The organism is Variovorax sp. EBFNA2, assembly GCF_033802765.1.
GTDB classification, from domain to species: domain Bacteria; phylum Pseudomonadota; class Gammaproteobacteria; order Burkholderiales; family Burkholderiaceae_C; genus Variovorax; species Variovorax paradoxus_H.
In genome coordinates, this window is the sequence record NZ_CP138496.1 from 2,205,581 (window position 1) to 2,218,159 (window position 12,579).

A 12,579-nucleotide genomic window follows, 5' to 3' on the forward strand; every position below is an offset into this window, starting at 1 on the left:
CCGGTGGCGCGAATCGGCCATCAGGTTGGCAGGCAGCGGCCATCCGCAACGCACCGTTTTTTCTACAGTCGCCTCGGTCTATCACCCAACGACGCATCCAACGAAGGAGACACCCATGTCCGACATCTATGTTCTGGTTCACGGCGCCTGGCACACCGGCGCCGAAATGGAGGCCGTGGCCGAAGGCCTGCGTGCGGCCGGCCACACCGTGCATTGCCCCACCGTGGCAGGCAACAACCCCGGCGACAGCCGCACGAACACCAGCTTGGACGACGCCATCGCGTCGGTGGTGCGCTACATCGAGAGCAAGGACCTCACGCAGGTGCGGCTCGTGGGTCACAGCTACGGCGGCATGGTGATCTCGGGCGTGGCCGATCGCATCGCGGCGCGGCTGCGGCGGCTGGTCTACATCAACGCCTTCGTGCCGCTCGATGGCGAAGCGCTCAACGACATGGTGCCGCCGCACTACGTGGCCATGTTCGACGCGGTGGCCGCGGCCAACGGCAACGCCGTGACGCTGCCGTTCGAGATCTGGCGCGAGGCCTTCATCAACGACGCCGACCTGGCGCTGGCGCAGTCCGCCTACGACCAGCTCAACCCGCACCCGTACCGCACCTTCACCGACAAGATTCAACTGAAGCAGCCGCTGGCGGCGCTGGCGCTGGGCAAGTCGTATGTCAACTGCCTGCAGGACACGGCGCTGCCGCACAGCCTGCCGTGGCATCCGCGGCTGTCGGAGCGGCTGGGGTTGTTCCGCCTCGTGGAGTGCCCGGGCAGCCACGAGATGTTCTTCTCGAACCCGCAGCGGCTGGCGCAGGCGATCCTTGAAGCGGGGCGCGACTGACGGCAGTCGCGCGCTCGGTCAGCCGTTCGGAAAGAGCGCGTCGAACACGCGCAGCGACGCATAGGCGTCGTTGGCCGCATAGCGGATCTGCGATTCGCTGAGCTGCTTGTGCGCCCAGTTCGACGTGGTGGCCTTGCGCGACTTGGCGAAGCGCTGGTTGAACATCAGCGCCACGGCCGTCTTCACGCCGACCGAACGGCGGTAGCCGCGCCGGCGGAACTCGTCGTCGATGTCGAACACGGCCTGCGGCGCAATGGCCAGGCGCATGCGGATCATCGACAGGTCGCTCGAGAGCCCGAAGCCGACCTTGCGCAGCTCGGTGGACGCAAGCAGGCCCGCGACCACGTGGTTGCACTCGTCGCGGTGCAGCTGGAACAGCCACGCCGTGTCGCGCGTCGCGAACTGCACCACGTGCGGGCCGGTCGATACCTCGTTCTTTGCGAAGGTGGGGCGCGACTCGGTGTCGAAGCCCGCCACGCCGGCCGTGAGCAATTCGTCTGCGGCGCGCTCGGCTTCGGCCAGCGAGGCGACGACCACGATGTCTTTCAGGTCGAGGCTGTCGAAGGGATCGAGCAGCGCGATCTGTTCGCGCTCAGGCAGCGGAGGAAGCCGGTGGCTGGGGTTGTTGTTGTCGTTGTTCTGTTCGTTCACCGGGTCTTCGCTTTCGCGGCCTTGGGGGGTGTCTTGGGTGGGGGCTTGGGCTTCTTCTGCTTCGGCGGCTGGCCCGAGCGCAGCGCGGCTTCGTAGGCGAGGCGGCCCCAGCGGGCGGCTTCCTCGCGGTCTTCGAACAGGTCGGCCGGCGCCAGCCGGTACGACATCGGCATCTCCTTGCCCGCGCGCACGTACGTGAAGGGCGGCAGGTTCAGCGCATCGAAGTGCGCGGCGCTGCCGGCATCGGACTTGAGGTACAGCGTGTCCTTGGCGACGAGCGCGATCATGCGGCCCTCGTGCCACACGCCGTGGCCGCCGAACATGCGGCGGGTTTCGATGCGGCCGAGGCGTTCGAAGGTCTCGTGCAGGCTCTGGACAAAAACGCTCATGAAGTGATCTCGATGCGGTTGCCGTCCGGGTCGAGCACTACGCTCTCGTAGTAGCCGTCGCCGGTGCGACGCGGGCCGTCGAGCAGCGGGTAGCCGTCGGCCTTCAGCCGCTGTGTGAGGGCGTCAACCTCGGCGTCGGAGCCGACCGAGATCGCGAGGTGCGTCCAGCCCATGCGCTGCGCGCCGGCCTCGGCGACCACGGGCGATTGGGTGCTCGTGGTCATGGCCTCGATGCGCGCGCCGTCGCCCAGGCTCAGGAAGCACGAGGCGAAGCCCTTGGTCGGGTTGACATACCCCGCGCCGGCGGTGGCGCCGAAGTAGTCGACGTAGAAGCGCTTGCAGCGTTCGAGGTCGGTGGTCCAGAGGGCGATGTGATCGATGCGGATGCGCATGGGGCAAGAAGAAGGAAGAGGGCGGCGGTGTCAGCCCGTGCGCCAGGGCGCGCGGGCAGGCGACCAATGGTAGGCGATGCGTTCGCGCCCGCTGCCCGGGTGCCGGTCGACCACGCCGCGCAAGAGGCCGTAGCGTTCGTAGAAGCGCTGCGCCTCGGTATTGCTGACGGCCACGTGCAGCCGCCAGCCGTGCGGCATGCGCACGCAGGCCTCGTCGAGCAGCGCCTTGCCCAGGCCCTGGCTGCGCAGGTGCGGTTCGACGAACAGCTGGGCCACGTACTCGCGCGCCGTGAGCAGCACCATGAAGGCCAGCACCTGGCCGTCGCGCTCGGCGAGCACCACGTCGGCGGGCGGAATGAATTCGGTCTGCACGCGGTGCAGCCAGTGGCCGATGGGCTCGACGTGGGCGGCGCCCCGGTTGGCCGACACCCAGGCGCGGCGCCAGATGCCGGCGAGCACCATGTTCTCTTCGGCGCCGCCATCGCGCGAGCGCAGCTCGAAGGCGGGAATCTTGGCGGCAGACATGCGGACCATGATAGCCACGCCGGGTGCGAACCGCACCCCTTTGCGTTCAGGCGTTCAGCGTTTGCGCGTGGTGCGCGATGTGGTCAGCCATGAAGCTCTGGATGAAGTAGTAGCCGTGGTCGTAGCCCGCATGGCGGCGCAGCGTGAGCGGCTGGCCGGCGGCGAAGCAGGCGGCCTCGAAGACCTCGGGGTGCAACTGCTCGGCGAGGAATTTGTCGGCCAGGCCCTGGTCGATGAGGATGCCTTGCGGATAGGGCGCGACGGTCTGCGACTGCATCAGCGCGCTGGCGTCGTGCGCGAGCCATTGCGCGCGGTCGTCGCCGGGCTCGCCCAGGTAGCCGGCGAAGGCCTTCTGGCCCCACGGGCATTGGGTGGGCGCGCAGATCGGTGCGAAGGCCGAGAGCGACAAGAAGCGCCCCGGGTGCCGCAGCGCCAGCGTGAGCGCGCCGTGGCCGCCCATCGAGTGGCCGAAGATGCCCAGTCGCTGACCGTCGACGGGCAGGTGCTGCGCCACAAGCGGCAGCAGCTCGTGGACGATCCAGCTTTCCATGCGCCAGTGCGTGGCCCAGGGCTCGGCGGTGGCGTCCAGGTAGAAGCCGGCGCCGATGCCGAAGTCCCAGCTGTCTTTCGCGCCTGGCAAGCCCTCGGGGCCAGCGCCGCGCGGGCTGGTGTCGGGCGCGATGAGCGCCAGGCCCAGGCTCGCGGCCATGCGCTGCGCGCCGGCCTTCACCGCGAAGGTTTCCTCGTTGCAGGTCAGGCCCGCGAGGTAGAGCAGGGCGGGCACGGGCTTGCCTGCGGTTGCGGCCTGCGGCGGCAGGTAGACCGAGAAGCGCATCGGCAGGCCGATTTCGTGCGAGCGGTGCTCGAAGAAGCGCTGCACGCCGCCGAAGGCGTGGTGTTCGGAAAGGAGTGTCGGGGTGGTGTCGGTCATGAAGAAGAGGTCGTCTGGCTGCGCATCAGTGCGGGCACGAGTTCAAGCACGGCATCCGCGAAGGTGCGCGGTGCTTCCTGCGGCAGGTTGTGGCCCGCGCCGGGCACGAGGCGGTGCGAACGCGGCCCGCTGAAGCGATGCGCGTGGGCCGAGGCATCGGCGGGCGGTCGCACGCCGTCGTCGATGCCGTCGAAGGTGATGGCGGGCACGGTGATCGTCGGCTGCGCGGCGAGGCGGCGTTCGATGTCGGCATAGGCCGGGTCGCCGGGCACGAGGCCGAAGCGGTGGCGGTACGAATGGATCACCACCTCGACGAAGTCGGTGTGGTCGAAAGCGGCGGCGCTGCGCGCGAAGGTGGCGTCGTCGAAATTCCAGGTCGGCGACCACAGTTGCCAGAGCAGCTTCGCGATCGCGTTGCGGTCCTTCGCAAGACCGGCGCGGCCGCGCTCGCTGTGGAAGTAGTACTGGTACCAGAGGCTGTGTTCGTTCTCGGCCGTGTCCGGCTCCATCGCCTGGGCGATGTTCTGGATGTTGTAGCTGTTGAGCGAGACCAGCCCAGCGCAGCGTTCGGGCCACAGCGCCGCCACCACGCAGGCGGCGCGGCCGCCCCAGTCGTAGCCGGCGAGCACGGCGCGCTCGATCTGCAGGGCGTCGAGCAGTGCGAGCAGGTCGGCGCCGAACGCCGCCTGTTCGCCCGAGCGCGGCGTGGCGTCGCTCAGGAAGCGCGTGCCGCCGTAGCCGCGCATGTACGGCACGACGACGCGGCAGCCTTGCGCGGCCAGCATCGGCGCGACCTCTGCGTACGTGTGGATGTCGTACGGAAAGCCGTGCATCAGCAGCACGGGCGGGCCGTCGGCCTCGCCGGCTTCGTAGTAGGCGACTTCGAGGACGCCCGCTTCAATGGTGCGCAAGGGTTCCATGCGGTTCATGGCGGGCGCCTCCTCGGGCTTAGTAAAGAACGACGCCGCGGATCGACTCGCCGCGCTTCATCAGGTCGAAGCCCTTGTTGATGTCTTCCAGCGGCATGGTGTGCGTGATCAGGTCGTCGATGTTGATCTTGCCTTCCATGTACCAGTCGACGATCTTCGGCACGTCGGTGCGACCGCGCGCGCCGCCGAAGGCCGAGCCTTCCCACTTGCGGCCGGTGACCAGCTGGAACGGGCGCGTGCTGATCTCGGCGCCGGCCTCGGCCACGCCGATGATGATGCTGCGGCCCCAGCCCTTGTGCGTGCATTCCAGCGCCTGGCGCATCACCTGCGTGTTGCCGATGCACTCGAAGCTGTAGTCGGCGCCGCCGTCGGTCAGCTGCACGATCGCGTCGACCACGTTCTCGGTGGTCTTGGGGTTGATGAAGTGCGTCATGCCGAATTTGCGGGCCATGGCTTCGCGCTCGGGGTTCAGGTCGACACCGATGATCTTGTCGGCGCCCACCATCTTGGCGCCCTGGATCACGTTCAGGCCGATGCCGCCCAGGCCGAACACCACGACGTTCGCGCCGGCTTCGACCTTGGCCGTGAAGAGCACGGCACCGATGCCGGTGGTGACGCCGCAGCCGATGTAGCAGACCTTGTCGAAGGGTGCGTCTTCACGGATCTTGGCCAGCGAAATTTCGGGCGCGACCGTGTAGTTGCTGAAGGTGCTCGTGCCCATGTAGTGAAAGATCGGCTTGCCGTCGAGGCTGAAACGCGAGGTGGCGTCGGGCATGAGGCCCTTGCCCTGCGTGCCGCGGATCAGCTGGCACAGGTTGGTCTTGCGGCTCAGACAGAACTTGCACTGGCGGCATTCGGGCGTGTACAGCGGAATGACGTGGTCGCCCTTTTTCAGCGTGGTGACGCCGGGGCCGACGTCGACCACGATGCCCGCGCCTTCATGGCCCAGGATGGCGGGGAAGATGCCTTCGGGGTCGGCGCCCGAGAGCGTGTAGTAGTCGGTGTGGCAGATGCCGGTGGCCTTGATCTCGACCAGCACTTCACCGAACTTCGGGCCCTGGAGGTCTACGGTTTCGATGGTGAGGGGTTGGCCTGCTTGCCAGGCGACGGCGGCTTTGGTTTTCATGGGATTCGGTTCTTCAGAGAGCGGAAGGGGTCAAGGATACTCAGGCGAGCCTTCAGGCGGGGCCAGCGGGGAAGATACCCGACATGCCCACAAAACCGGGCAGGTGACGGAAATCCCAGACCCAGCGGCGCAGCGCAGGAAACTCGTCGAGCGGGATGCCGCCTTCGCCCGCCAGCGCCACGTACGGAAAGCAGGCGAGGTCGGCGATGGTCGGCTCGGGCGCGGCGGCGAGCCAGCGCAGGCCGGTGGCGGCATGCTGCTCGGCGAGGTGGTCGTCGAGCACGCGGAAGGCCGCGCGCGCGCCGCGCCGGCAGGCGTGGATGTCCAGGTGCGTGTAGCCCAGCGCGTCGTGCAGCCGCGCGGCCGAGGCGGTGCGCGTGATCTCGTCGGCCATGGCGAGCCACATCGCGACCTGGCCGCGCAGCTTCGGGTCGGCGGGGTACCAGCGCTGCGATGCGTCGTAGCGGCTCGCGAGGTAGACGAGGATGGCTTGCGCGTCGCGCAGCACGAAGCCTTCATCGTCGATCACCGGGAGCTGGCCCAGCGGGTTGACCTGCGCGAGGAATCTGGCGGACTTGTGTTCGCGACCGGGGTGGAAGTCCACCGGCACGCTCACGTGGTCCACGCCGAGCCACAGCAGCATCTGCCGCACCTTGAAGCAGTTGCCCGAGAGCGGGTAGTCGTAGAGCTTGACGGTCATGCGGCGGCCCTCGCGGTGCCGAAGCGCATGCCGCGCTCGCGCAGCCAGCGGCGGTAGGTGACGGAGGTGGTGTCGCCGCGCGTGGGCGTTTCGGCGCGGCCTTCGAGCGGCATGCGCTTGAAGGCGTGGTTCTCCAAAATGGGCTTGTCCTGCCCGAAGATCGTGTGCTGGAACGCGATGAGCTCGGCGTCGGTCGACACGTCGTCGAAGTAGGCCAGCAGCGTGTGGGCGATAACGTGCTCATCGTCCACGGGCTGCAGGAACAGGCCGATGGCGTCGAGCTTGTCGGGCCGGTGGCTCGACTTGTAGAGCATGGCCGAGAAGGGCTGCATCACGCGGTACTTGTAGAACACCTCGCTGCCGGTGTCGTGGGCGGCCGAGGCGCGCGGCTGCCAGAAGCGGCAGTCGGTGGCCCAGATTTCGTCGGTGGCGGCATCGACCTCGACGTTGTACTTGGCGACTTCGGTGTGCGGCACCTTGCCGAGGTAGTCGGGGTGCACGAAAGGGAAGTGCGCCATGTCCAGGAAGTTCTCGATCACGCGCAGGCCCGACACGGCCACGCCGAGCCCGCCGCAATCGACGAGGCGGCGGCCGGGCTCTTCGTGCTCGGGGAACGCGAACAGCGGGCGGGCGGGGCGGCCCCTGGGGCAGACCCAGAGGAAGCCGTAGCGCGACTGCACGGTCAGTGCGTCGGTGCCGAGAAGGGCGTGCGGCGTGCCGTCGGCATCGATGTGCAGGTGCAGGGTTTCGCCGAGCAGCCGTGTCGTGCGTGGCAAGCCGCTGGTGGGGCCGACGACGAGCCAGTCGTCGAGCATGTTGGGATCGTCGGTGACGAAGGGCATGTTTTCTTTCTTCTTTTCAGTGCGATGAAGTGGCTTCGATGTCGCTGCGCAGCTGGCGCGCCGCGCGGTGCACACGGGCCATCGCGTCGGAGCCGGGGGCTGCGTCGGTCCACAGGTGCAGGAAGCTCAGCTGCGGCTGGGCGTCGAGCAGCAGCGCGGCGACGGGCGATTCGCCCAGCATGCCTTGCCACGCATCGGGCGTTGCTGCCGATGCGAAGCCATGCTGCGCCAGCGCATCGCGCACCTCGGACGCGGCCACGCGCAAGGTCAGCGTGCGGGCGAGGTGCCAGCCGGCGGGAACGACATGGGCCAGTTCGGCTGGCGCGGGCGCGCCATCGGCGGCAAGGCGCACCCACAGCATGCCCGCGGCATCCGCCGTGGCGAACACCTTGGCGCAGACATTGCGCGGCGCCTGCATGGCCGGGTGTGCCGGGATGCGCACGCACGCGCCGCTGCCGGCCTCGTACTGCCAGCCGTGGTACGCGCAGGCCAGGCGGTCGCCGCCGGTCACCTGGCCGAGCGTGAAGCGCACGCTGCGGTGCGGGCAGCGGTTCTCCCAGGCCTGCGGCGTGCCATCGGCTGCGCGCCACAGCGCGAGCTCCTGGCCTTGCGCGAAGCCGGCGACGATGTTGGCGCCGGCGCGCACCTCGGCAGAGGGGGCGACGGGGTGCCAGGCCTGTGATGCGGCAGAGGGATTCATGGGGCTTGATCGTGGGGGCGGCGGAAAAGGGCGCCGCAAACCGGCATAGCATCGGGCATGCCCTTGTCGGCGGTGCCGCCTACCGTAGCGTGTCCGCCGCACCGATGAAAGCCCCATGCCAAGACGCTCCTTTTCATTCCTGCAACGACGACTTCCACAGCGGTGGCTTTCATGAGCGCCGGGCGCATCGACCTCGCGCTGGTCGAGGCCTTCGTGCTCGTGATGAAGAGCGGCAGCCTCACCAAGGCCGAGAGCCTGTCGGGCGTGTCGAAGGCCACGCTGAGCCGGCAGCTCACGCGGCTGGAGGAACTGCTGGGCGCCCAGCTGTTGCTGCGCAGCTCGCGCCGCATCGCGCCCACGGAGGCCGGGCGTGCGTTCTTCGCACGTTGCGAGGGGCTGCTCGGGGAGGTGAGCGGCCGGCTGGAAACGGCGCGCACCGAGGTGCAGGAGCTCACGGGCGGGGTGTCGGGGCGGCTCACGCTGCTGTCCGACACGCAGTTCAGCACCTCCTTCGTCTGCCATGTGGTGCGGATCTTTCTCGAATCGCACCCCAACGTGCGCTGCCAGCTCGACGTGGCGAACGGCGCGCAGGCGCCGCAGATCGGCGAGGTCGATTGCTATGTCGGCTCGGCGCCGCCCGACCTTCCGGACCTGGTCGCCAAGCTGCTGGGCCGGCTGGCCTACGGCCTTTACGCGAGCCCGCAGTACCTGGCGCGGCATGGCACGCCGCAGACGCCCGAGGCGCTGGCGCAGCACCGGATGATCGCGATGCGCGAGCCGTCGGGGCCGTCGTCGCCGCTGCGGCTGGTGTCGCAGCAGGCCTCGGGGCGCCATGTGGTGCGCACGGAGCCGGCCTTCGAGACCAACGACCACTGGGTGATGAAGACCTTCTGCATCGACGGCCTGGGCATCGCGCCGCTGCCGGTGTTCTTCGCCGGCCCCGAGGTGGCGCAGGGCGTGCTGGTGCCGGTGCTGCCGCAGTGGCCGCCGGAGGCGCGGCGGCTGTACTGCGCCTACCAGCGGCAGCGCTACATGGGGCAGAAGCTGCGCGCGTTCGTCGACCTCATGGCGCGCTGCGTGGCGGACATCGGCTCGTACAACCACTACGTGGGTTCGACTGCGGCGGTGTCGCCTTCGGCACGGCGGGCGCGGCCGGCGGCGCGCCCATAATCTTGGCCATCTGCCGGCATCCGGTTGCTTCCTTCACCGATCCATCATGAAGAAAATCCTCGTTCTCAACGGCCCCAACCTCAACCTGCTCGGCACGCGCGAGCCCGAACAGTACGGTCGCGACACGCTCGCCGACGTCGAGCGCCTGTGCCATGAAACGGGTGCCAAGCTCGGCGTGGCGATCGAATGCCGCCAGTCGAACCACGAAGGCGTGTTGATCGACTGGGTCCAGGAGGCGGGCCGCGAAGTGGCCGCCGGCAACATGCTGGGCGTGGTGATGAACCCGGGCGCCTACACCCACACGTCGATTGCGCTGCACGACGCCATCAAGGGCGCGAGCGTGCCGTTGATCGAGCTGCACATCTCGAACGTGCATGCACGCGAAGAGTTTCGCCACAAGTCGTACATCTCGCCTGCGGCGCGCGGGATCATCGTGGGGCTGGGGGCGAAGGGCTACACGCTGGCCATCGCCGCGCTGGTGCCCTGACCCTTCCTCAGTAGTTCTGCTTCGGCGCGGCAGCCTTCCAGCTGCGGCTGACCCGGCCGCCACTGTCGACGCTTTCCAGGTGCACGTCGAAGCCCCAGAGCCGCGCGACGTGCTTCAGCACCTCTTCGGCGCTGTCGTTCAGCGGCAGGTTGTTGCGCTGCGTGTGGCGCAGCGTGAGCGAGCGGTCGCCGCGCGTGGCGACGCTCCAGACCTGGATGTCGGGCTCGCGGTTGCCGATGTCGTACTGGCGTGACAGCGATTCGCGCAGCGCCTGGTAGCCGCTGTCGTCGTGGATGGCCGACACCTCGAGTTCCGATTCGCTCTGGTAGTCGCGGATGGCGAACAGGCGGAAATCGCGCATCGTCTTCGGGCTCAGGAACTGGCCGACAAAGCTCTCGTCCTTGAAGTTGCGCATCGCGTAGTCGAGTGTCTTGACCCAGTCGGTGCCCGCGTAGTCGGGGAACCAGCGGCGGTCTTCTTCGGTCGGCTTCTCGCAGACGCGGCGCAGGTCGGTGAACATCTTGAAGCCCAGCGCATAGGGGTTGATGCCGCTGTAGGCGCGGTGGCCCACGGGCGGCTGGAACACCACGCTGGTGTGCGAGCTGAGCCATTCCATCATGAAGCCGTCATCCAGCTGGCCGCGGTCGTACATGGTGTTGAGCAGCGTGTAGTGCCAGAAGGTGGCCCAACCTTCGTTCATGACCTGGGTCTGGCGCTGCGGGTAGAAGTACTGCGCGATCTTGCGCACGATGCGCACCACTTCGCGCTGCCACGGTTCGAGCAGGGCGGCGTTCTTCTCGATGAAATAGAGCAGGTTCTCCTGCGGCTCCGACGGAAAGCGGCGTGCGGCTTCGGCTTCCGACTCGGTGGCCTGTTCACTCTTGCGAGGTAGCGTGCGCCACAGGTCGTTCACCTGCTGCTGCATGTGGCGCTCGCGGTCGGCGCGCTGCGCGCTTTCCTGGGCCAGCGAGCGCTTCTGCGGACGGCGGTAGCGGTCGACGCCGTAGTTCATGAGCGCGTGGCAGGAGTCGAGCAGGTCTTCCACCGCATCGAGGCCGTGGCGCTCTTCGCACTCGGCGATGTAGTGCCGCGCGTAGACGAGGTAGTCGATGATCGACGACGCGTCGGTCCACATGCGGAACAGGTAGTTGCCCTTGAAGAAGCTGTTGTGCCCGTAGGCCGCATGCGCAATCACCAGGGCCTGCATGGCCATGGTGTTTTCTTCCATGAGGTAGGCAATGCACGGATCGGAGTTGATGACGATCTCGTAGGCCAGCCCCATGTGGCCGCGCTTGTAGTTCTTCTCGGTGGAGATGAACTGCTTGCCGTACGACCAGTGCCTGTAGATCATGGGCATGCCCACGCTGGCGTAGGCGTCCATCATCTGCTCGGCCGTGATCACCTCGAGCTGGTTCGGGTAGGTGTCCAGGCCGAAGCTCCTGGCGGTCTTGGCGATCTCGGTGTGGTACGTCTCGATGAGCTCGAAGGTCCAGTCGGACGGGCTGGGCAGGCGCTCCAGGCGGGAGGTGGGGAGGTCGGTGCTGCGCGGCAGGACGGGGGCACCGGGAGGGCGTTCGGTGGTGGTGATCATGCGGGCACCCCTTCCTTCTTGAACAGGTCGCGGAACACCGGGTAGATGTCTTGCGCGTCCGACACCTTGCGCATGGCGAAGTTGGGCGCCACGCCTTCGAGCTGCTGGTACTCCTGCCACAGGTTCTGCTCGGTCTCGGCCACCTGCACGTAGGCGTAGTAGCGCACCGCAGGCAGGATGTTGTCGACCAGCAGTTCGCGGCAGCGGCCGCTGTCCTGGTGCCAGTTGTCGCCGTCACTGGCCTGGGCGCCGTACACGTTCCATTCGCCGCTGGCGTAGCGGGCCTTGACGATCTCGTCCATGAGCACCAGTGCGCTCGACACCACGGTGCCGCCGGTTTCGGTGGCGTGAAAGAACTCTTCCTCGGTCACCTCTTGCGCCTGCGTGTGGTGGCGCAAAAACACGAGGTCGATGCGCTCGTAGTGCCGCGTGAGAAACAGGTACAGCAGCATGAAGAAGCGCTTGGCCATGTCCTTGCGCGCTTCGTCCATCGAGCCCGACACGTCCATGAGGCAGAACATCACGGCCTTGGCGCTGGGCACGGGCGTCTTCACTCGGTTGCGGTAGCGCAGGTCGATCGGGTCGATGTAGGGCACGTGCCGCATGGTGCGGCGCAGCTCGGCGATGAGCTCCTCGGTCTCGCGGATTTCCTTCTGGATCAGCGCTGTCTCGGCCTGCGGATGCGCTTTCAGGACGAGGAGGTGCGCCTCCAGGCGCTTGAGCTCCTTGCGCGGTTCGCCGCCGAGCGCAATGCGCCGTGCGAGCGCGCCGCGCATGGAGCGCACCACGTGCAGGTTGTTGGGCGTGCCATCGCTCGTGAAGCCGGCGCGGTGGCTCTTCCACTCGGGCACTTCGGCGATCTGGGTGCGGACGAGGTGCGGCAGCGCGAGGTCGTCGAAGAAGACGCGCATGAACTCCTCGCGCGTGAGGCGAAAGACGAAGTCGTCCTCGCCTTCGCCGCTGTCGCTGGCCTCGCCGCTGCCCGAGCCGCCGCCGCCCTGACCCTCGGGGCGCGCAATGCGGTCGCCCTTGAGGTACTCCTGGTTGCCGGGGTGCACATACTCGCGGTCGCCGCCGCGTGCATGGCCGAACACTGGCTCGGAGACATCGTGGCGCGGCAGGGTCACGTCTTCGCCTTGCTCCAGCTCGCGGATGTTGCGCCCGCTGACCGCGCGCCGCACCGCCTCCTGGATCTGCCCCTTGTAGCGCCGAAGGAAGCGCTCGCGGTTGCCGATGGACTTGTTCTTGCCCGAGAGCCGACGATCGATGATCTGCTGCAGGATGGCCACGATGTTTTCAAGC

General features: G+C 67.9%; 15 protein-coding genes. 3 read left to right on the forward strand and 12 right to left on the reverse strand.

The window, feature by feature from the left end; genetic code table 11:
- Positions 1 to 115 precede the first annotated feature (115 nt).
- Positions 116 to 844, forward strand: coding sequence for an alpha/beta hydrolase (locus tag RZE79_RS10185; protein WP_319360325.1), 729 nt, complete (start codon positions 116 to 118; stop codon positions 842 to 844).
- Between the two features lie 18 nt (positions 845 to 862).
- On the opposite strand, the gene RZE79_RS10190 is transcribed toward RZE79_RS10185, so the two are convergent.
- The 10 genes from RZE79_RS10190 to RZE79_RS10235 are packed head-to-tail and all read right to left on the reverse strand — an operon-like array spanning position 863 to position 8,029.
- Positions 863 to 1,495, reverse strand: coding sequence for a 3'-5' exonuclease (locus tag RZE79_RS10190; protein ID WP_319360326.1), 633 nt, complete (start codon positions 1,493 to 1,495; stop codon positions 863 to 865).
- The gene (locus RZE79_RS10195) at positions 1,492 to 1,884 is read right to left on the reverse strand and encodes a TfoX/Sxy family protein (RefSeq protein WP_099796117.1); all 393 of its coding nucleotides are present in this window, start codon (positions 1,882 to 1,884) and stop codon (positions 1,492 to 1,494) included. The genes RZE79_RS10190 and RZE79_RS10195 overlap by 4 nt, the downstream gene beginning before the upstream one ends.
- Positions 1,881 to 2,276 (reverse strand): VOC family protein, encoded by a 396-nt coding sequence (locus tag RZE79_RS10200; protein ID WP_319360327.1) that lies wholly within the window; start codon positions 2,274 to 2,276, stop codon positions 1,881 to 1,883. The genes RZE79_RS10195 and RZE79_RS10200 overlap by 4 nt, the downstream gene beginning before the upstream one ends.
- A gap of 30 nt (positions 2,277 to 2,306) precedes the next feature.
- Positions 2,307 to 2,801: a GNAT family N-acetyltransferase gene (locus tag RZE79_RS10205; protein WP_319360328.1), complete on the reverse strand. Its 495-nt coding sequence runs from the start codon at positions 2,799 to 2,801 to the stop codon at positions 2,307 to 2,309.
- Between the two features lie 46 nt (positions 2,802 to 2,847).
- Positions 2,848 to 3,732 (reverse strand): S-formylglutathione hydrolase, encoded by an 885-nt coding sequence (gene fghA / locus RZE79_RS10210; RefSeq protein ID WP_319360329.1) that lies wholly within the window; start codon positions 3,730 to 3,732, stop codon positions 2,848 to 2,850.
- Entirely contained in the window at positions 3,729 to 4,661 is a 933-nt protein-coding gene (locus RZE79_RS10215) for an alpha/beta hydrolase (protein ID WP_319360330.1), read from the reverse strand. Before RZE79_RS10215 ends, fghA begins: the two co-directional genes overlap by 4 nt.
- Before the next feature lie 19 nt (positions 4,662 to 4,680).
- Positions 4,681 to 5,787, reverse strand: a complete 1,107-nt coding sequence (locus tag RZE79_RS10220) for an S-(hydroxymethyl)glutathione dehydrogenase/class III alcohol dehydrogenase (protein ID WP_101492101.1) — start codon at positions 5,785 to 5,787, stop codon at positions 4,681 to 4,683.
- 52 nt (positions 5,788 to 5,839) lie between these two features.
- Positions 5,840 to 6,487, reverse strand: coding sequence for a glutathione S-transferase (locus RZE79_RS10225; protein ID WP_319360331.1), 648 nt, complete (start codon positions 6,485 to 6,487; stop codon positions 5,840 to 5,842).
- Positions 6,484 to 7,329 carry an aromatic ring-hydroxylating dioxygenase subunit alpha gene (locus RZE79_RS10230; protein WP_319360332.1) on the reverse strand — a complete coding sequence of 282 codons (846 nt, stop codon included), beginning with the start codon at positions 7,327 to 7,329 and terminating at the stop codon, positions 6,484 to 6,486. The genes RZE79_RS10225 and RZE79_RS10230 overlap by 4 nt, the downstream gene beginning before the upstream one ends.
- Positions 7,330 to 7,345: 16 nt before the next feature.
- Positions 7,346 to 8,029, reverse strand: coding sequence for a Rieske (2Fe-2S) protein (locus RZE79_RS10235; RefSeq protein WP_319360333.1), 684 nt, complete (start codon positions 8,027 to 8,029; stop codon positions 7,346 to 7,348).
- A gap of 171 nt (positions 8,030 to 8,200) precedes the next feature.
- On the opposite strand from RZE79_RS10235, the gene RZE79_RS10240 reads away from it, so the two are divergent.
- A complete protein-coding gene (locus tag RZE79_RS10240) occupies positions 8,201 to 9,199 on the forward strand; it encodes a LysR family transcriptional regulator (protein ID WP_319360334.1) in 999 nt (332 codons plus the stop codon).
- Between the two features lie 46 nt (positions 9,200 to 9,245).
- A complete protein-coding gene (gene aroQ, locus RZE79_RS10245) occupies positions 9,246 to 9,686 on the forward strand; it encodes a type II 3-dehydroquinate dehydratase (RefSeq protein ID WP_319360335.1) in 441 nt (146 codons plus the stop codon).
- 7 nt (positions 9,687 to 9,693) lie between these two features.
- On the opposite strand, the gene RZE79_RS10250 is transcribed toward aroQ, so the two are convergent.
- Positions 9,694 to 11,277 carry a SpoVR family protein gene (locus RZE79_RS10250; protein WP_228121807.1) on the reverse strand — a complete coding sequence of 528 codons (1,584 nt, stop codon included), beginning with the start codon at positions 11,275 to 11,277 and terminating at the stop codon, positions 9,694 to 9,696.
- Entirely contained in the window at positions 11,274 to 12,566 is a 1,293-nt protein-coding gene (locus RZE79_RS10255) for a YeaH/YhbH family protein (protein ID WP_319360336.1), read from the reverse strand. The genes RZE79_RS10250 and RZE79_RS10255 overlap by 4 nt, the downstream gene beginning before the upstream one ends.
- Between the last annotated feature and the right edge of the window lie 13 nt (positions 12,567 to 12,579).

Bases quoted from the DNA above. Each gene is read 5' to 3' on its own strand.
- RZE79_RS10240 (WP_319360334.1), top strand. From the start codon at position 8,201: ATGAGCGCCGGGCGCATCGACCTCGCGCTGGTCGAGGCCTTCGTGCTC.
- RZE79_RS10220 (WP_101492101.1), bottom strand. From the start codon at position 5,787: ATGAAAACCAAAGCCGCCGTCGCCTGGCAAGCAGGCCAACCCCTCACC.
- RZE79_RS10200 (WP_319360327.1), bottom strand. From the start codon at position 2,276: ATGCGCATCCGCATCGATCACATCGCCCTCTGGACCACCGACCTCGAA.
- RZE79_RS10225 (WP_319360331.1), bottom strand. From the start codon at position 6,487: ATGACCGTCAAGCTCTACGACTACCCGCTCTCGGGCAACTGCTTCAAG.
- RZE79_RS10235 (WP_319360333.1), bottom strand. From the start codon at position 8,029: ATGAATCCCTCTGCCGCATCACAGGCCTGGCACCCCGTCGCCCCCTCT.
- RZE79_RS10230 (WP_319360332.1), bottom strand. From the start codon at position 7,329: ATGCCCTTCGTCACCGACGATCCCAACATGCTCGACGACTGGCTCGTC.
- aroQ (WP_319360335.1), top strand. From the start codon at position 9,246: ATGAAGAAAATCCTCGTTCTCAACGGCCCCAACCTCAACCTGCTCGGC.
- RZE79_RS10205 (WP_319360328.1), bottom strand. From the start codon at position 2,801: ATGTCTGCCGCCAAGATTCCCGCCTTCGAGCTGCGCTCGCGCGATGGC.
- RZE79_RS10195 (WP_099796117.1), bottom strand. From the start codon at position 1,884: ATGAGCGTTTTTGTCCAGAGCCTGCACGAGACCTTCGAACGCCTCGGC.
- RZE79_RS10215 (WP_319360330.1), bottom strand. From the start codon at position 4,661: ATGAACCGCATGGAACCCTTGCGCACCATTGAAGCGGGCGTCCTCGAA.
- fghA (WP_319360329.1), bottom strand. From the start codon at position 3,732: ATGACCGACACCACCCCGACACTCCTTTCCGAACACCACGCCTTCGGC.
- RZE79_RS10185 (WP_319360325.1), top strand. From the start codon at position 116: ATGTCCGACATCTATGTTCTGGTTCACGGCGCCTGGCACACCGGCGCC.
- RZE79_RS10250 (WP_228121807.1), bottom strand. From the start codon at position 11,277: ATGATCACCACCACCGAACGCCCTCCCGGTGCCCCCGTCCTGCCGCGC.